Here is a 17,365-nt window from a genome sequence, read left to right on the forward strand (position 1 = left end):
GTAGCTTTCTTCGCTGTTAGTCAAGTTAGAGTTCTCTGAAGAGCAAGTAGCCGCATTTAGTTCGCTGATGGTCAAATAAGCTTTCGTCCAGAATCAAGACAAATGACAAACTTAAGATCATAGTGATGATGGGAAAAAGGAAGGACCAGTGGAGGGAACTTATGAATAATAGTCTACGGGCTATCATGCTCACATGCACGTCTTTAACGTCTATGTTGGGTACGGTCAGCTATGCTGAAGAAGCATCAACAACAAACACACAGGTGGGTCTTGAAGAGATCATGATCACGGCGCAGCGCCGCGCAACCAGCCTGCAAACAACAGCCGCAGCAATTTCTGCACTTTCTGCAACACAGATGAAAGCCCGCAGTATTGATGATGTTGAAGACCTGGGGCAGTTTAACCCCGGTATGGATGTCGCCATCTATCAGGGCGAAGCACAAATATATATTCGTGGTATCGGCTATTCCGGTATTATTGGGGGTACGGACAGTTCAACAGCACTGCATTTAGACGGCGTTTATCTTTCCCGGTCGTCCGCCGCAGTGCCAGCATTTTTTGATGTTGACCGTGTTGAAGTGGTACGTGGCCCGCAAGGTACACTGTATGGTCGAAATGCAACGGCTGGCTCTGTAAATATTATTTCCAAAAAGCCAACAGACGAGTTTTCAGCCGAGGTTTCTGCGCTGTACGGCAATTATAACAGATACAAGCTGTTTGGTGCTGTTAGCGGCCCTGTAAGTGACACAGTGAAAGTGCGTCTTGCCGCACAAATGGAAGACCACGATGGCTATACCACCCTTATTCGTCCGAACAGTGACCCGCTTGGCCTTGGTGATGTAATGGGAGAGGCAGAAGGCAAAGATGACTTCATGGCGCGCTTAACCGTGCAAATTGACCCAAGCGAAGACCTGACAATCACTCTAACCGGCGATTACTATAAAGCAGATGATACCGGCTCTGTATGGATTTACCAAAACCGGGGTTATGCAACCAACCCGTTTTTCCAGCAATATATGGCTGACCGGGGCGGTGTACTACCTGAGGAAAAATCCAGAATTTTTGTATCTGACCTCGAGCATTTTAATAAGCCCGAAATCTGGGGCCTGACCGGCAAGATTGAATGGGCGCTTGGTGATTATGCGCTCACGTCGCTGACTGCTTACAAAAAGACCAACCCCTTAAACCGGAATGATCTGGATTCAACAGGGGCGTTTGGGGTGGATCAACTGCGTGAAGAAGATCACAGCCAGTTTAGTCAGGAGTTTCAAATCAGTTCACCGGGCGGTGAAAAGCTGGAATGGATATTGGGGCTGTATTATTTCAGTGAAGAAAATGATGTCAGGAACGAATATTTCCTGCCGTTTGCTGACGAGCAGTTTGGCCTGCCGTCTGATGATGAGTGCTGCCTGCTGAAACTGAATGGCAGCTCAAAAACCAAAGCGGTTGCTGCCTTCGGTGAGGCAACCTACGATATGACAGACACTCTTGAGCTGGTGCTTGGTGCCCGGTATAGCTGGGAAGAAAGAAGCGGTATCAACGCTGTTGAACTGGCTTCGTTTCCGTCAGACGCGTTGAATAATTTTGCCGCACTGGATGATGCTTCCTGGACATCTTTTACGCCAAAGTTTGGTTTGAACTATACGGTTAGTGATGAGGTATATCTTTATACGACCGTTTCTAAAGGCTTTAAAAGCGGTGGTTATAATGTTGGCTCTTACCAAAACACACCGTTCGACCCTGAATCAATCTGGTCATACGAAATTGGTGTAAAGGCTGACCTGTTTGATGACCGTCTGCGCTTAAATTCGGCGCTGTTTTATTATGACTATAGCAACCTGCAAATTCAGGATGTTGAAGGCAATAATACCATTGTCCGGAATGCAGCGAGTGCTGAAATCAAGGGTATCGAGATTGAAGGTACAGGCTTCCTGAGCGATAATTTACAGCTTGATTTTGGCTTTGCATGGCTTGATAGCAAGTTTACAGAACTGAACATCATTGATCCAAAACGCCCAACACTCGGCGAACTGGATCTCGAGGGCAACGCTCTGCCACGGGCGCCAAAGTTCAAGTTCAATGTTGGCTTGCAGTATACTGTGCCGCTTGAAAGTGGTGCCAGCATTATGATCCGCGGTGATTATGCATGGCAGGACGAAACCTTCTTCTCGGCTTTCAATGTGCCTGAACTGTATCAAGACTCCTATAGTTGGGGCAAAGCCCGTGTCACTTACACAAACCCAGATGACACATGGGATATTTCAGCCTTTGTTGACAATATCAGCGACGAAGTGGTTGCCAAAAATGCCACTTTCAACGGGGATATTATCGATAGCACAGCCTCAGGAAACCTGGCACCGCCCAGAACATACGGTGTGGAAGTAAGTTTCCGGTTCTAGGCAACCCCGCGCGGCGCTCCGCACATTCCCCAAACCGGGGCGCCGCATTCTGTAGGAACGGGGAAGGAGATAGAGAGAATGATGACACAACCAGAAATACTACTCAAAACCGCTGATCTACCATGGGTGCCTATTATTGAAGGTATTGATTTCAAGCTGCTTAGGGCTAGCTCAGAAACCGGCACATGGAGTGTTATCTTTAAGGCAAAAAAAGGTAGTTTCTTTCCTGCACACAAGCATTTTGGCGCAGGCGAATATCTCATGCTGAAAGGGCGGATGGAATACCGTGTCGGTGTTGCTGTTGAAGGGGATTATGGCTACGAGCCTATTGATTCCATTCATGAAATGACAACGTTCACAGAAGACTCTGAGCTTTTGTTCACGAACCACGGTGTTGTATTGTTTCTGAACGAAGACGGCACTTACGGCGAAGCGTTAGATTATAAATATGTCGCCGATCTAGCAGCACAGCACCTGAAATAAGAACGGAATAAAACCATGAATAGATGCAAGGGGAAGATTGCACTGGTAACGGGCGCTGGGCGCGGTATTGGTGCGGGTATTGCTAAAGAGTTTGCTGAGCAAGGTGCATTTGTGTTTGTGTCTGACCTAGATGAAAGCACTGCAAAGTCCACTGCTGCAGAGATTATCAGCAGTGGCGGCGCGGCGCTTGGTTTTGGGCTTGATGTAACCTCTGGTGATGATTGGGCACGGGTTACTGACTTGGTGGCAAAGGAAAAGGGCCGCCTTGATATTCTGGTGAATAATGCGGGCATTGAAACCATAGCGACTATTGCCGACATTACATATGAGCAGTGGCGTCGTACGCAAGACATCAACGTAGATGGTGTTTTTCGCGGCATAAAGTCATGTTTAGACCTTCTAAAGGTCTCTGGTGCGGATACGCCGTCGGGTGCTTCTATTATTAACCTGTCTTCTATTGCAGGCTTGGTGGGGGTAACGGATCAGGTTGCGTACAATACATCAAAAGGTGCTGTCAGAATTATGACCAAAGCTATGGCAATTGAGTTTGCAGCACATGGCTATAATATTCGCGTTAATTCCATACATCCAGGCGTTATTGGTACAGCCATGATGGATGAGGTTTATGAAACCTGGCAAAAGAATAACACTGTCGGTACACAAAATATGGACGAAGTGAAAGAAATCGTCGTCAACATGCACCCTCTGAAGCGCATTGGTAGCCCAAAGGATATTGCAATGGGTGCTGTGTATTTAGGGTCTGATGAATCTGGCTTTGTTACGGGGGCTGAACTGGTGATCGATGGGGGCTGGGTTGCACAATGACCTCGGAGGCCATTAATACAGATACTTACTGGGAAACTGCGGCACAGGCAGTTGACTGGTTTAGCCCGTGGCATACTCTTGTTAATACAGAGGATGGCCCCGGTGCAAAATGGTTTGACGGCGCAACCTGCAACACCTGCCACAATGCGGTAGACAGGCATGTAGCAGCAGGGGGCGCTGACCGGGCCGCGCTTATTTACGAAAGCCCCGTAACGGGCAGTGAAAAAACATACACATACGGTGATCTGCAAAAAGAAGTGGCGCTGCTTGCGGGGGTGCTTGCTGCAAACGGTGTTTGTAAGGGTGACCGGGTTATTATTTATATGCCGATGGTGCCAGAGGCTGTCTTCGCCATGCTTGCCTGTGCGCGCCTCGGGGCTATTCATTCTGTTGTTTTTGGTGGCTTTGCAGATCATGAGCTTGCCAAGCGTATTCAGGATGCCACCCCAAAACTGGTTTTGGCAGCCTCTTGTGGTATAGAGCCATCAAGGGTTGTGGCGTATAAGCCGCTTCTTGATAGTGCGATTAAACTCTCTAGCCATAAGCCAGGCTGCTGTATTATTTTACAGCGCGAACAGCTAAAGGCTGAGCTTGTGGAAGGCAGGGATATTGATTGGGCAGAAGCGCTTCTGAGCGCCAGCCCACACGGTGTTGTACCTGTTGCCGCAACAGACCCTTTGTATATTCTCTACACATCAGGGACCACAGGCGCACCAAAAGGTGTGGTCAGAGATAACGGCGGCCATATGGCGGCGCTCACTGCGACCATGCAAAATTTTTACGGTGTTGGTGCGGGCGATGTGTTTTGGGCAGCGTCAGATATTGGCTGGGTGGTGGGGCATAGCTATATTGTTTATGCACCGCTGCTGGTTGGTGCAACAACCATTCTGTTTGAAGGCAAGCCAGTCGGCACGCCAGATGCGGGCGTTTTTTGGCGAACGGTTGAAAAATATAAGGTTAAGGCGCTTTTTACAGCACCCACCGCCATTAGGGCAATCAGGCGGGATGACCCTACGGGCAGCTTTATCAAAAAAGCAGATATAAGCACCCTAAAGGCTCTGTTTTTAGCCGGCGAACGCGCTGACCCACCTACAATAGAGTGGGCAAAAGCAGAACTGAATATACCTGTGATAGATCACTGGTGGCAAACCGAGCTTGGCTGGCCAGCGCTTGGTGTGCCGCTTGTGGGAGCTGATATTCATATTAAAACCGGCAGTGCTGGCAAACCTGTTACAGGGTTTACTGTTCTTACGCTGGATGAAGCAAGCCGCCCATTACCAACAGGGGAAATGGGCGACATTGTGATTAAGCTTCCTTTGCCACCGGGGGCTTTTCCGGCGCTTTGGCAAAATATGGAAGGCTATAAAAAAGCTTATTTTTCAAAGCACGCCGGATATTACCTGACAGGGGATGCAGGCTATATAGATGATGACGGCTTTGTCTATGTTATGGCCCGCACCGACGACATTATAAATGTAGCAGGCCACCGCCTTTCAACTGGTGATATGGAAGAAGTGATCGCGGGCCATCCCGCAGTCGCCGAATGTGCTGTTATGGGGGTAAGTGATCCTATTAAAGGCATGATCCCCGTTGGGCTTGCCGTGCTTTCATCAGGGGCAGGTGTCGATACAGCAGTAATTGGGCGGGAAATAGTGACGCGTGTGCGCGACCAGATCGGCCCGGTAGCAGCCTTTAAGCATGTTGGTTTTGTAAAGCAGCTTCCAAAAACACGGTCAGGCAAAATATTGCGCGCAACACTGCGCAAAATTGCAGACGGCGAAACGGTTGTAACACCAGCCACAATCGATGACCCCCTCACGCTTGAATATGCACGTAATGCCTTTAAGGGCATGGGATTAGGGTAAGGACAAGACATGAAAAAAAATGACACACGGTTATGGATGTATTCAAACATGGTAAAAAGCCGTGTTTATGAAGAACGCATAAAGGTGGCATACCTTGAAGGCAAGCAGCCGCTTTTTAACATGGCAAAAGGCCCTGTGCCCGGCGAAATGCACCTTTCAAATGGGCAGGAACCCTGTGCTGTTGGTGTGTGTGCGCACCTGCGGGCTGATGATGCTGTTACCGCCACCCACCGCCCCCATCATATTGCCATTGCAAAAGGGGTGGACCTAAAAGGTATGACGGCAGAGATTTTTGGCAAGGAAGCAGGACTTTCTGGCGGCAAGGGCGGCCATATGCATATCTTTGATGCCAAGGTGAATTTTGCCTGTAGTGGTATTATTGCTGAAGGCATGGGCCCAGCGGTGGGCGCAGCGGTTGCTGCCAAAATGCGCGGTAGCGATGCGGTGGCAGTTTCTTTCATTGGCGAAGGGGCGGCGAACCAGGGGGCATTCCACGAATCTCTTAATCTGGCAGCGGTATGGAAAGCTCCCGTTGTTTTTATTATTGAAGATAATTCATGGGGTATTTCTGTTCATAAAGATAAGTCTACGGCGGTGAAACGCAATTCAGACCGTGCTTCAGCCTACGGTATGCCCGGCTATTTTATTGAAAAGAACGACCCAGACAAAATTTATGAAGTAGCAGGCGAAGCCATCAGCCGTGCTCGCAGGGGAGAAGGCCCCACGCTCATTGAAATAGAAACAGTGCGCCTTGAGGGGCACTTCATGGGCGATGCTGAAGGTTACCGCCCTGAGAGCGAAAAAACAGCGCTTGCGAGTATAGACCCAATCCCGCTTTACAGAGCAAAGCTGATAGCAGAAGGCATTGCAGAAGAGGCATTGCTGCACTCGATTGAAGCGAAAGCAACAGCCGAGGTAGATGCAGTTTTTGCATTTGCACGCGCAACGCCGTTACCGGCACCAGAGCAGGCATTTGACTGCGTTTTCATGGCTAAGCCAGCAGCATAAAGGGGGCAAATATGTCTACAGCAAAAAGAAAACTAACCATTGCCCGCGCCATGAGCGAAGCCATCGCGCAGGAGATGGAGGCAGATAGCAATGTTATTGTTATGGGCGAAGACATTGGCGCTTTAGGCGGTGTATTCGGCACCACACAAGGGCTTCTGGAAAAGTTTGGGCCAGAGCGGGTGCGCGATACGCCTATTTCAGAAACCGGCTTTATTGGCGCAGCGGTTGGCATGGCCGCTGCTGGCATGAAACCTGTTGTGGAACTGATGTTCGTTGATTTCTTCGGCGTATGTATGGATTCAATTTATAATCTGGCAGCAAAGCAGGCTTATTTCTCAGGCGGGCAAGTTACATGCCCCATGGTGCTCATGACATCAGTGGGCGGTGGCTACGGTGATGCAGGCCAGCATTCCCAGTGTCTTTATGCAACTTTTGGCCACTTGCCGGGGCTGAAGGTGGTAACACCGTCTAATGCGCGCGATGCAAAAGGCCTGATGATTGCGGCGATAAACGACCCGAACCCGGTTGTCTTTATGTTTCATAAGGCCCTGCAGGGCATGGGCTGGTTGGGCACGGTGAAGCGCTCAATCACCGATGTACCTGTTGAACGCTATGAAATCCCCATTGGCAAGGCTGAGGTCGTAAAGGAAGGCAGCGATCTTACAATTGTTGGCTTTGGTGCCACGCTACATATGGCACTGGATGCCGCTGAAAAGCTTGCTCAAGACGGCGTGCATGCAGAGGTTATTGACCTGCGCTCTATTGTGCCGCTTGACCGGGAAACGGTTATCAAGTCGGTACAAAAAACCGGCCGCCTTGTTGTGGTGGACGATGATTATAAGTCTTACGGTGTGGCCTCAGAGGTTATCACCTCTGTTGTTGAAACAGACGGCCTTATAATGAAAGCCGCCCCCCAGCGCGTTACTTTCCCAGACATTCCGGTGCCATTCTCCCCCGCACTTGAGCATTTTGTATTACCAAATGCTGACAAGGTTGAAGCCGCTGCCCGTCATGTTTTTAGTCATTAGGAGGTAAAAATGGATATTCAGATACCAGCAGATTTTTGGGAAGAAGATGTTGAGGGTGTTATTTCGTCATGGCTTTATGATGACGGCGACACGGTTGAAAAAGGTGATGTCATTGTTGAAGTGATGGTTGAAAAGGTCATGCACGAACTGGAAGCACCTGCTTCTGGCATCTTGAAGCAACTTGTTGCAGAAGAAGAACCAGCTGCCAAGGGTTCTGTCGTTGGGCGCATTGAATAATGGACGCTGATACCAGCTTTATCAAGTTTGCCGGGGTGCGCGGTATGATCGCCCGTAACATGATGGGCAGCCTGCACGGCGGTGCCCAGCTTACCTACACGACAGATGTTGATGTATCTGCACTTATTGCGGCAAGGGCTGCATGTAAGGCAGCAGGGTCAGCGATTAGTTATGAAGACATGATGCTGAAAGTGGTTTCTACAGCGCTTTTAAACCATCCTGCCCATAATGGTACGGTGGATGAAACAGGGGCAACCTTGTCTGCTGCTATTCATATGGCCTTTGCGGTGGCATCTCCTACAGGGCTTATGGTGCCTGTGGTCAGAGATGTTCAGGCAAAAACGCTTGTTGAAATTGCTGATGCGCGCCGAGATCTTGTTAACAAGGCGCAGGCAGGCAAACTGGAAATCAAGGATATGAAGGGTGGCACCTTTACCCTGAGCAACCTTGGCCAAACACGGGTGGACCATTTTACCCCTATTTTGAATGCTGGGCAGATTGCGCTTTTGGGTGTGGGGCGTATTCGCCAATACCCATCAGGCACGGGTACGCCGCTGATGGGATTATCCCTTACGGCTGACCACCGCGTTGTTGATGGCTGGGCATCGGGCCAGTTTTTAACCGAGATTGCCGAGCGGCTAGAAAGCTTCAGCGTAGATGGCGCCTGATGGCACAGTGTGCAGGCACATGTGCCGCGATAGCTTGGAGGCTGTAACGCTTACTGCGCAAGCGCACGTTGCTGCAGATTACATCCTATTGAAAGCCATGACGGATAGTGTTTATGCAGCGCCCAAAGCAAGGCTATGGCTTAATGAGCGCTGCCTTGTTGTGGGTAAATCAGTGGCGCGGCAGGGGGCGTTTCAGGTGGCCCAAAAAGCCCTTCACCAGCAGGGCATGCCTGTTGTTGTCCGTGACACAGGTGGCACAGTTGTGCCGCACGGCCCAAATGTGCTGAATCTGTCTCTTTTCAGGCGTGTTTCTACCGGTGAAAAATCTGTCAGCGACAGCTATAAAATACTGTGTTCAGGGGTTACTAAAACGCTTTCTAGCTTAGGTGTTACAGCAACTGTTGGGCCGGTACCGGGTAGTTACTGCGACGGTGACTATAATATTGTTGTTGCAGGAAAAAAGCTTGCGGGCACCGCGCAGCGCTGGCGTAAATGCAGTGATGGTTCTGGCGATTGGTTGGTGCTCACTCACGCCTCCATATCCATTGGCGCTGACCCGGAGGCCGAGGATGCTATCGCTGTACTTTATAAGCATATGGGCTGGCCGGATATGTTCGAGCGAAGTGCCCATGTTTCTCTTGCTGAATGTATCAGCACGCACATTCACGATTTGACAAATTTTTTCTATCATCAAATGCAGCAACACTATCAAAGATCAGGGTATATTTTGATTTAAAAGGGTATTTAAAAACAGCGTCTTGTGGCATTTCATAAATATCTGTAATAACAAAGAAAATGAAAGGCAGATTCTGTATGTCCAAACTCTCGTCTATTTTTTGCTATCCGATTAAAGGCTTAAATGGCCAAAAGCTGGAACAGGTTACCCTGATTGAAAATACATGTCTGCCATATGACAGAATGTATGCTCTTGCTTTGGCAGACACAGAATTTGACCCTGAAAACCCGGTCTTTTTGCCAAAACGCCATTTTTTAATGTTAATGCGCGATGAGAAACTGGCAGAGCTGGAAACGGTTTTTTCTGAAGAAGGTCATATACTTACCATAAAAAAAGACGGTGTTGAACTGCTGACCGCAGCTTTGGATGCGCCTGGTGGTGAAGCTGCGCTTGCAGATTTCTTTTACGACTTTATGGGCGGCAGCTTAAAAGGAAAACCTAGGCTTGTGAAAGCACCGGGCCATATGTTTGCTGATGTACCACAAAAAAACCTGACCATCATTAACCTTGATACAGTGAAAGATATTGAAGCCAAGACAGGGCTTACTATTGATCCGCGCCGTTTTCGGAGTAATCTTTACGTTGAAGGCATTGGTGCATGGCGCGAATTTGATTTGATAGATCAAAGCTTTACCATTGGGGATGTTACATTTTCGGCCCTGTCACGGGTTGACAGGTGCGCGGCAACAAATGTTAATCCCGATACCGCTGAGCGCGATATGAATCTACCGCTGCAAATACGTAAAAACTATGGTCACCTTGACTGCGGTATTTATGTTGATGTGATTAAAGGTGGTATGCTCAAAAAAGGCGATACCATTACGCTATAATGGTTTTTTAGCCTTAGAGGGTGTTTTGGCGGGCGCTTGTTCTGGTTGGGCTTCTTCGTCCTCGGGGGCAGAAATTATACCAAGCTTGATAGCGTCCTGAATAAGCGTGTCAGGGCGCTCTGTGGTGATGCCGCTGGTGTTAGGCTTAAACTTCAGAATGACTGTTGGTAATAGGCTGAGCTCCATTTCCAGATCTGAAAAATAAAATTGCTGGAAGTTCAGGTTCTTTCTGGCAGATGTTGCCCTGAACAGGGATACGAGAATGGTATGAACAAGCCGCTTACCGCGCACCTCGTGTAATATTGCCATGCGTTCTTCATCATCGATAATTTCACGCAGTCGCAGGTGCGGGGTAATGCGCGGTGACAGGCCAATTCCAACTTCTATCTCGGTAATGTCGTAGCCAGCGCGTTCAATATAGGGAATTGCTTCGTTAAAGCTTTGGGTTGTTTTTCTGAGGGTGTCGCCGCTATAGCCCTTTAGACCATTCAGAAGCTTAGAGTATGTAAGACGCGCGTTCTGGGCCCATGTTTTGGGCGCAGGGCCCATAACAATGTCACGTAGTTCATCATATATGTCGGTTAACTTCGCCACAGTATCATCCAGCTAAACAATTAGAACTTTCATACAGATCATGAAACCATGACGGTGAAAAAGTCCAGAAAAAGAAAGAGTTAATGATACTCTATAGGTAAAAGGGCCGCAAGTGCGACCCTTTTTGTATAGCTACCCGGTAAGGTTAGGCTGAATAGCGGTTTAAGTGATAATCGGCATCACCGAATAATATTTCATTCACCAGCATGCGTTTCACATATGCCCCAAGGGCATATTCGTCTGTCATGCCAATGCCGCCGTGCATCTGGATAGATTCCTTACCAAACTCTCTTGAGGCTATGCCAACCTTTGCTTTTGCGGCGGAAACAGCTTTTCTGCGAATATCGCTGTCGCTGTTTCTGGCTTCTACTGCGGCTTCCATTGTGATTGATTTTGCCTGTTCGTACTCGATAAGCAAATCAACCATACGGTGGCTAAGAACCTGAAATGACCCAATAGGGCGGCCAAACTGCGTGCGGGTACGCAGATAGTCTTTAGTTAGCTCTGAGACTTCTTCCATAGCCCCCAATGTGTCGGCGACAAGGGCTGCTGCACCCCGGTCAACGGCGGCTTCAATGATGGCTGATGCCTTATCTGAAGCACACAGCAAGGTTGCCTCTGCGCCCTCAAGCACAATATCGGCCGCGCCGCGCCCATCCATAAGCGGATATTTATGAAGCGTAATACCGCTCGCATCAGCGGGCAGTAAAAAGAGGGCAGGGCCGCCTGCATCAGCTGAAATAATCAGATGATCAGCCGTGTCCGCACCAAGAACCACTGCTTTACGACCCGTCAGTACCCATGAGCCGCCTTTTTCCTGCGCTTTGGTGTTTATGGCAAGAGGGTTATGTCGTTCGCCGGGTTCATAAAAGCCAGCGGCATATTTTTCTTCGCCCACGGCGATTTTGGGTAAATGCTCTGCGGCAATATCGCCGTCTGCTTCTTCCAGAATATAGGCAGCGATAACAACAGAACTGATATATGGTTCTATTACCAGCCTGCGGCCTAGCTCGGTACATACAGCCATTACATCGACATGATTACCGTCAAAGCCACCCGCTGCTTCAGGGAGGGGCATAGCCATAATGCCAAGCTCTGCAAGGCTTTCCCATGTTTTTGGGTCAGATGTAACTTTGTTTGCAACCTGTTCGCGGTATGCTTCAAAAGTGTATGATTTGGCCAGCGAGCGCTCAAGCGACTGCACCAGCATTTTTTGTTCTTCAGTAAAATCAAAATTCATTGTTTACCCTTTGCTTTCTAACTGCAGCCTAAAATCCAAGGACCATTTTTGAAATGATACCCCGTTGAATTTCGTTAGAGCCGCCGAATATGCTGATTTTGCGGGTGTTAAGATAGGCAGGCGCTGAAATGGCATTGTCCAGTGATCCCATGATCTCGCCGTTCCACCCGATATCGTGGGCTTCTGGTTGGCTTGGGATGGCATAAAGGCCAGAGGCTTCCATCTTGAGTTCGTATATGCGCTGGGCAATTTCACTGCCCCTGATTTTAAGCATGGAGGAAACTGGGCCGGGATCTGTTCCCTGACTGGCTGCTACAAGCATGCGTTTGTTTGTAATATCGAGCGCGCGCAGTTCGATTTCTAGCTCGGCAATCTTGTGTTTGAAGGCCGTGTCTTCAATTAGCGGTTTACCGTTCTTTTTTTCAGCAGATGCGAGGCGTTTTAGTTGCACAAGCTGGTCTTTTGAAATGCCGATGCCAGCAATACCAATGCGCTCGTGCTGCAACAGGAATTTGGCATAGGTCCAACCCTTGTTCTCTTCGCCGATCAGGTTTTCAACAGGCACCTTAACATCGGTGAACCAAACTTCATTCACTTCATGGCTGCCATCAAGTGTAATAATGGGGCGGACTTCCACACCCGGGCTTTTCATATCAACCACAATGAAGCTAATACCGGTTTGCTTTTTCTCGGCTTTTGTATCGGTGCGAACCAGACAGAAGATCCAGTCACCAAAATGACCAAGGGTGGTCCATGTTTTTTGACCGTTAATGATATAATGGTCGCCGTCTTTAATAGCAGTTGTTTTCAGGCTTGCGAGATCAGAGCCTGCTCCCGGTTCAGAGAAACCCTGTGCCCACCAAACTTCGCCTGACTGAATGCCGGGAAGGAACCGCTTCTTTTGCTCGTCGTTACCAAAATTAATAATAACCGGTGCTAGCATTGAGACACCAAAGGGCAACACACGCGGCGCGCCTGCTGCATAGCATTCTTCATCAAAGATGGCGTACTCTACGGGGTTCCAGCCAGTGCCACCAAAGTCTTTGGGCCACAGCGGTGTTGACCATCCCTTTTGAGCCAGAATACCATGCCAGCGACGGTATTGTTCTGCTGTTAGGTGGCCTCCAGCGCGCATGGCTTTTTTAATATCATCTGGCAAGGCTTCTTTCAGGAATTCCCGTATGGAATCGCGGAAACGTACCTGTCCGTCGCTAAGGCTTAAATCCATTGTTATCTCCAGTCTCACTTGGTTATGGAATTAATGTAGAAGGCAAAGTGAACTTGTCCAATTTATGATGCTAAAAAGGTGATGTGTACGGTAGTTTTCATATATTTTGCGCGCCTTAAATAAGGTTTTTCTGCTTTCAACTTTGACCCATTGGCTGTGCGACATATGTTACGCAGTAATCTCTGCATGAGTAGTTACAAAAGAAGGTGGGAAGATATGACAAATGAATATGTAACCGGACTATTCAGTCTGGAGGGCAAGGTTGCGCTGGTGGCTGGTGCGTCTTCCGGTATAGGGGCTGGTTTTGCAATGGCCTTGGCTAGGGCTGGTGCAGATGTGGCACTCGGCGCCCGCCGCACTGACCGTATAGAAGCCTTGGCAGCAGAGATCATGCAGGTAACAGGGCAGAAGGCTATAGCTGTGCCGCTTGATGTGGCGGACGGCGAAAGTGTTAAAGCCACCTTTGATAAAGTTGAGGGCGGCCTAGGGACACCTACAATTATCGCAAATAATGCAGGCATAGCCATACCCAAATGGGCGCTGGATTATAATGAAGAAGACTGGGACACCACAATGGATATTAACCTGAAAGGCATGTGGCGTGTAGGCACGGAAGCTACCAAGCGTATGGTTGCTAAAGGTTTGGGTGGCTCTATTGTTAACACGGCATCTATTTTGGGTCTTGGTGTTAGCCCGCAGCAGCTAATATATGCAACAAGCAAAGCAGCCGTTATCCAAATGACAAAAGCCATGGCTTTAGAGTGGCAGCGATACGGTGTTCGGGTAAATGCCCTGTGCCCGGGGTATTTTAAAACCGAGATTAACGCTGAGTTTATTGATAGTGAGCACGGTCAAAAAATGGTGCAAGCAACTCCTGCACATCGCTCTGGTGATATACAAGAGCTGATCCCCGCACTGCTAATGCTTGCCTCTCCGGCAAGTAGCTTCACAACCGGGGTTGCCTTACCTGTTGACGGGGCACATTCCGTTAAACTGGTGTAGAGGTTTTTGAATATAAAAAAACGGGGGCGTTTGCCCCCGTTTTCATTTGTAGCTGTTTGTTAAGCTTAGAAGTTCGCTTTTAAAGCAACACCCCAAACACGAGGCTCGTTCACGTAGCCAGTGTTATTGTTGAAATCAATCACACCTTTCAGGTTTGCTTCATTGGTAATGTTACGGCCAAAAAGAGCTGCCTCATACTGACCATCATTCCAGCGGTAACCAGCGCGTACGCCGCCTTCAAATGTGCCAGATGTCTGGAACTCTACAGTTTGGTACAATAGCATGTGTGTTTTGCCCTGCATCGCCCAGTCAGTGAAGATAAACAGCTCGCCGTCAGCAAGGGGTGCTGTGTATTCGGCTGTTAAGTTCAGCGTGAAATTAGGTGCTTGTGGCAATGGGTTACCGTCAATGATCAGGAAGCCGTCTGAATCTGTCGGGTCGAGCGGTGTACAGGCGCCAGAACCACAGGCAGGAACACGAATGTCGTGGTCATTGATTTTTGTGTGAGCAAAGCCAAGGCCTGCTGTAATCAGGAAGTTATCTGTTGCTTGATATTCGATATCAGTTTCAAAGCCCCAGCCAATAACTTCATCAAGGCTTTCCAAGCGAACGCTGTTGGTTGCGCCGCCCACAGCACTCACTTGCAGGTCTGATACATCATAGTAGAAGACCGCAGCATTCCAGCGGAAACGCTTGTCTGCGAACAGGGCTTTAAAGCCTGCTTCATAAGACATGATAGTTTCTGATTTAGCCGTAGATGGGTTGCCCACAAAAGCAACGTCACGGCTTTGGATGGTTGGTGCGCGGAAGCCGCTTGCGATACGTGCATATACAGAGAAATCGTCGCTGTATGCATGATTAACCGCAACGTCCCAGCTTATGTTGTCATCACTTGTTTCCACTGTTGGCAGGTAAACACCTAGCCCGCCAGAGAAAGCGTCAGCAGATTTTTTGTCGTCAGTATAGCGAACGCCAATTGTAACCGTTGTTTTGTCAGTGAGGTTATAGCTGCCTTGGCCAAACACTGCCCATGTTTCGTTACTATGGCTCACAATCGAGTCAGGAACAAAGAACGGACGTGTGCGCAGGTCCATGCTGGCGTCAAAATAGTAAAAACCAAACTGGTAAAATAATTCTTCAGATGCATCTACAGCAACGCGCAGTTCCTGCGTGAACTGGTCAAGGTCATCAATGCCATCTTCTGTACTAGACTGGAATGGAATGAAACCGGGGCCAGCAGGGTTACCGCCATCAATATCACCAAGGCTGGAACCATTGGTGGTTTCATAAGCGGTGATGGATGTGATAGTCGCTGATTCTGACAGGTTATATGTAAGTTTCAGTGATGTACCCCAGCTATCGTATTCCTGTGGGTTGTTGTGTGTGTCATTGTAAGAAACAGTGTCACGGTCAAAGTTTTCGTTCAGGCCGCGTTCGTCGGTTGTTATAATGTTAGCACGGAAAACAGCTGCTGTACCTTCATATGAGCGGGCATGTACGTTAACAAGGGCTTCAAGATCTTCTGTTGGACGGAACAGAACTTGCAGACGTGCTGCCATTTCTTCAAAGCCACCAAGGGCATCATCTTCGCCCGTGAAGTCATTGTCTATCCAGTCACTACGACGCTGGTAAAGCGCAGAAGCCCGTACCAGAACTTTGTCACTTATGGCGCCGCCCATAGCAGATTCTGCCGTTAAGGTACCGAGTGAGCCATAACTTGCACTCACATAAGCTTCAGAGTCTTCCGTTGGTTTTTTCGTGTCAAACTTGATGATGCCTGCTGTTGTGTTGCGACCAAAAAGTGTGCCTTGTGGCCCGCGCAGTACTTCAACACGCTCAACATCAAAAAGCGGGAAGCTTTTCAGGACCACATTTTCCTGAACAACATCATCCATGATAACTGAAATTGGCTGTGATGCGGCAAGGTCAAAGTCTGTGTTTCCAAGGCCGCGCAAGTAGAAGCGCGGGGCAACACGACCATTTGACGATTCTGCGTTCAGGCCCGCAATCCGGGAAGAAAGCAGGCGAATATCTTCGCCGCCAGCAGAAAATTGAGTAACGCGATCACCTTGCAGGGTTGAAACAGAAATAGGAACATCTTGCAGGCTTTGTGCGCGCCTTTGGGCAGTTACAATGATTTCTTCCAGCGATTTACCTGTGTTGGCGTCTTGCGCTGCGGCCATGCCTGAAAAAGCAAGAGCAGAACAGCCAAACGCCAGACGGGTAATATTGGTCATCAAAGTTTTTGTCATGGTGTGTTTCCTCGATAATCTCGATTTTGGTGTTTTATTATGTGATGTGATATTTGTGCGGTACTAGAAACCTGACAGATCTGCAAAGTCACCTCACAAAATGGATGGCCTGAGTGTGCATATCCTGTGCATAAATGCGACACTATATTGCAGTAAAGTGACGGTCTATGAATGCGGGAAAAGCACAGTGTTGCGAAAATGTTACTGTTGTTGTTTCGCCTGTTAGGATGTAATGCCTGATAAATGTGATTTTGTGGCAAGGAAATTTCATGAAATTTGAAGAAGGTCTGACCAAAGGTCGGCTTATAAAGCGCTATAAACGCTTTTTGGCTGATGTAGAACTTGAGACGGGCGAAACAGTTGTGGCGCACTGTGCTAATTCGGGGTCTATGCTTGGACTTAAGGAGGCGGGGTCCCTTGTGTATCTTTCTGCCAACAAAAACCCTAAAGCCAAGCTTGACTGGCGGTGGGAACTGGTGGAAGTGGATGGTAGTCTGGTTGGTATAAATACAGCGCACCCAAACCGCATTGTAGAGCAGGCCATTCTGGACGCTGAAATTCCGGAACTTAGGGGCTATAAAATAGTTCGCCGCGAAGTGAAATATGGTCAAAATAGCCGTATTGATCTGCTGTTGGAAGACCCGGGGCTTTGTTATGTTGAAGTGAAGAACGTAACCCTTAGGGAAGGCGCAAAGGCACTTTTTCCTGATGCGGTAACGGCACGCGGTACCAAGCATCTTGCGGAATTGGTGGATATGGTAAAGCTTGGTCACCGGGCTGTAATGTTTTACCTTGTGCAGCGCAGTGATTGCACGTTATTTGCTCCTGCCACAGAAATTGACCCGGTGTATGCAAGTGCGCTAAGAGAAGCATATAAAGCAGGTGTTGAAGTGCTTTGTTACCAATGCAGCCTGACACCGTCTGAAATTGTGATCGATAAAGTAGTACCTTTGGAAATATAACGACAGGC

Annotated in this window: 16 protein-coding genes; 12 read left to right on the top strand and 4 right to left on the bottom strand. The window is 48.6% G+C overall.

Annotated features, from left to right (window positions below):
* The first annotated feature begins 161 nt into the window (after window positions 1-161).
* The 10 genes from ICL80_RS08745 to ICL80_RS08790 all read left to right on the top strand — a co-directional run bounded on the left by ICL80_RS08745 (window position 162) and on the right by ICL80_RS08790 (window position 10,079).
* On the top strand, window positions 162-2,399 hold the full coding sequence (locus ICL80_RS08745; protein ID WP_194211446.1) for a TonB-dependent receptor: 2,238 nt from the start codon (window positions 162-164) through the stop codon (window positions 2,397-2,399).
* A gap of 78 nt (window positions 2,400-2,477) precedes the next feature.
* Complete coding sequence (locus ICL80_RS08750; RefSeq protein WP_194211449.1) at window positions 2,478-2,882, top strand: 2,4'-dihydroxyacetophenone dioxygenase family protein; 405 nt, start codon at window positions 2,478-2,480, stop codon at window positions 2,880-2,882.
* Window positions 2,883-2,897: 15 nt separating this feature from the next.
* Window positions 2,898-3,707 (top strand): glucose 1-dehydrogenase, encoded by an 810-nt coding sequence (locus ICL80_RS08755; protein ID WP_194211452.1) that lies wholly within the window; start codon window positions 2,898-2,900, stop codon window positions 3,705-3,707.
* On the top strand, window positions 3,704-5,572 hold the full coding sequence (locus tag ICL80_RS08760) for an AMP-binding protein (RefSeq protein WP_194211454.1): 1,869 nt from the start codon (window positions 3,704-3,706) through the stop codon (window positions 5,570-5,572). The genes ICL80_RS08755 and ICL80_RS08760 overlap by 4 nt, the downstream gene beginning before the upstream one ends.
* 9 nt (window positions 5,573-5,581) lie before the next feature.
* Window positions 5,582-6,580 carry a thiamine pyrophosphate-dependent dehydrogenase E1 component subunit alpha gene (locus tag ICL80_RS08765; RefSeq protein WP_228073369.1) on the top strand — a complete coding sequence of 333 codons (999 nt, stop codon included), beginning with the start codon at window positions 5,582-5,584 and terminating at the stop codon, window positions 6,578-6,580.
* A gap of 11 nt (window positions 6,581-6,591) precedes the next feature.
* Window positions 6,592-7,608, top strand: a complete 1,017-nt coding sequence (locus ICL80_RS08770) for an alpha-ketoacid dehydrogenase subunit beta (protein WP_194211457.1) — start codon at window positions 6,592-6,594, stop codon at window positions 7,606-7,608.
* Window positions 7,609-7,617: 9 nt separating this feature from the next.
* Window positions 7,618-7,845, top strand: a complete 228-nt coding sequence (locus ICL80_RS08775) for a lipoyl domain-containing protein (protein WP_194211459.1) — start codon at window positions 7,618-7,620, stop codon at window positions 7,843-7,845.
* Window positions 7,845-8,513, top strand: coding sequence for a 2-oxo acid dehydrogenase subunit E2 (locus ICL80_RS08780; protein WP_194211461.1), 669 nt, complete (start codon window positions 7,845-7,847; stop codon window positions 8,511-8,513). Before ICL80_RS08775 ends, ICL80_RS08780 begins: the two co-directional genes overlap by 1 nt.
* Entirely contained in the window at window positions 8,503-9,249 is a 747-nt protein-coding gene (locus tag ICL80_RS08785; protein WP_194211463.1) for a lipoate--protein ligase family protein, read from the top strand. The genes ICL80_RS08780 and ICL80_RS08785 overlap by 11 nt, the downstream gene beginning before the upstream one ends.
* Window positions 9,250-9,326: 77 nt before the next feature.
* Window positions 9,327-10,079: an MOSC domain-containing protein gene (locus tag ICL80_RS08790; RefSeq protein WP_194211465.1), complete on the top strand. Its 753-nt coding sequence runs from the start codon at window positions 9,327-9,329 to the stop codon at window positions 10,077-10,079.
* Here the strand turns inward: ICL80_RS08790 and ICL80_RS08795 are convergent.
* From ICL80_RS08795 to ICL80_RS08805, 3 genes are all read right to left on the bottom strand, one after another.
* Window positions 10,074-10,673: a hypothetical protein gene (locus ICL80_RS08795; RefSeq protein WP_194211468.1), complete on the bottom strand. Its 600-nt coding sequence runs from the start codon at window positions 10,671-10,673 to the stop codon at window positions 10,074-10,076. The two genes, ICL80_RS08790 and ICL80_RS08795, sit on opposite strands and share 6 nt — an antisense overlap.
* 145 nt (window positions 10,674-10,818) lie before the next feature.
* Window positions 10,819-11,913 (bottom strand): acyl-CoA dehydrogenase family protein, encoded by a 1,095-nt coding sequence (locus ICL80_RS08800; protein WP_194211478.1) that lies wholly within the window; start codon window positions 11,911-11,913, stop codon window positions 10,819-10,821.
* A 28-nt stretch (window positions 11,914-11,941) separates the two neighbouring features.
* The gene (locus ICL80_RS08805) at window positions 11,942-13,141 is read right to left on the bottom strand and encodes an acyl-CoA dehydrogenase family protein (protein ID WP_194211487.1); all 1,200 of its coding nucleotides are present in this window, start codon (window positions 13,139-13,141) and stop codon (window positions 11,942-11,944) included.
* Between the two features lie 216 nt (window positions 13,142-13,357).
* Between ICL80_RS08805 and ICL80_RS08810 the strand changes: the two genes are divergently transcribed.
* Entirely contained in the window at window positions 13,358-14,143 is a 786-nt protein-coding gene (locus tag ICL80_RS08810; RefSeq protein WP_194211489.1) for an SDR family NAD(P)-dependent oxidoreductase, read from the top strand.
* A 65-nt stretch (window positions 14,144-14,208) separates the two neighbouring features.
* On the opposite strand, the gene ICL80_RS08815 is transcribed toward ICL80_RS08810, so the two are convergent.
* Window positions 14,209-16,395, bottom strand: a complete 2,187-nt coding sequence (locus tag ICL80_RS08815) for a TonB-dependent receptor (protein WP_194211491.1) — start codon at window positions 16,393-16,395, stop codon at window positions 14,209-14,211.
* 269 nt (window positions 16,396-16,664) lie between these two features.
* Here ICL80_RS08815 and sfsA point away from each other — a divergent pair, with 269 nt between their 5' ends.
* Entirely contained in the window at window positions 16,665-17,357 is a 693-nt protein-coding gene (gene sfsA, locus ICL80_RS08820; RefSeq protein WP_194211493.1) for a DNA/RNA nuclease SfsA, read from the top strand.
* The last annotated feature ends 8 nt before the right edge of the window (window positions 17,358-17,365 follow it).

Source organism: Kordiimonas pumila (genome assembly GCF_015240255.1).
Taxonomy (GTDB): domain Bacteria; phylum Pseudomonadota; class Alphaproteobacteria; order Sphingomonadales; family Kordiimonadaceae; genus Kordiimonas; species Kordiimonas pumila.

What these genes read in the sequence shown, in the direction of transcription:
- ICL80_RS08745 (WP_194211446.1), top strand. Translation starts at nt 162, where the DNA reads ATGAATAATAGTCTACGGGCTATCATGCTCACATGCACGTCTTTAACG.
- ICL80_RS08750 (WP_194211449.1), top strand. Translation starts at nt 2,478, where the DNA reads ATGATGACACAACCAGAAATACTACTCAAAACCGCTGATCTACCATGG.
- ICL80_RS08755 (WP_194211452.1), top strand. Translation starts at nt 2,898, where the DNA reads ATGAATAGATGCAAGGGGAAGATTGCACTGGTAACGGGCGCTGGGCGC.
- ICL80_RS08760 (WP_194211454.1), top strand. Translation starts at nt 3,704, where the DNA reads ATGACCTCGGAGGCCATTAATACAGATACTTACTGGGAAACTGCGGCA.
- ICL80_RS08765 (WP_228073369.1), top strand. Translation starts at nt 5,582, where the DNA reads ATGAAAAAAAATGACACACGGTTATGGATGTATTCAAACATGGTAAAA.
- ICL80_RS08770 (WP_194211457.1), top strand. Translation starts at nt 6,592, where the DNA reads ATGTCTACAGCAAAAAGAAAACTAACCATTGCCCGCGCCATGAGCGAA.
- ICL80_RS08775 (WP_194211459.1), top strand. Translation starts at nt 7,618, where the DNA reads ATGGATATTCAGATACCAGCAGATTTTTGGGAAGAAGATGTTGAGGGT.
- ICL80_RS08780 (WP_194211461.1), top strand. Translation starts at nt 7,845, where the DNA reads ATGGACGCTGATACCAGCTTTATCAAGTTTGCCGGGGTGCGCGGTATG.
- ICL80_RS08785 (WP_194211463.1), top strand. Translation starts at nt 8,503, where the DNA reads ATGGCGCCTGATGGCACAGTGTGCAGGCACATGTGCCGCGATAGCTTG.
- ICL80_RS08790 (WP_194211465.1), top strand. Translation starts at nt 9,327, where the DNA reads ATGTCCAAACTCTCGTCTATTTTTTGCTATCCGATTAAAGGCTTAAAT.
- ICL80_RS08800 (WP_194211478.1), bottom strand. Translation starts at nt 11,913, where the DNA reads ATGAATTTTGATTTTACTGAAGAACAAAAAATGCTGGTGCAGTCGCTT.
- ICL80_RS08805 (WP_194211487.1), bottom strand. Translation starts at nt 13,141, where the DNA reads ATGGATTTAAGCCTTAGCGACGGACAGGTACGTTTCCGCGATTCCATA.
- ICL80_RS08810 (WP_194211489.1), top strand. Translation starts at nt 13,358, where the DNA reads ATGACAAATGAATATGTAACCGGACTATTCAGTCTGGAGGGCAAGGTT.
- ICL80_RS08815 (WP_194211491.1), bottom strand. Translation starts at nt 16,395, where the DNA reads ATGACAAAAACTTTGATGACCAATATTACCCGTCTGGCGTTTGGCTGT.
- sfsA (WP_194211493.1), top strand. Translation starts at nt 16,665, where the DNA reads ATGAAATTTGAAGAAGGTCTGACCAAAGGTCGGCTTATAAAGCGCTAT.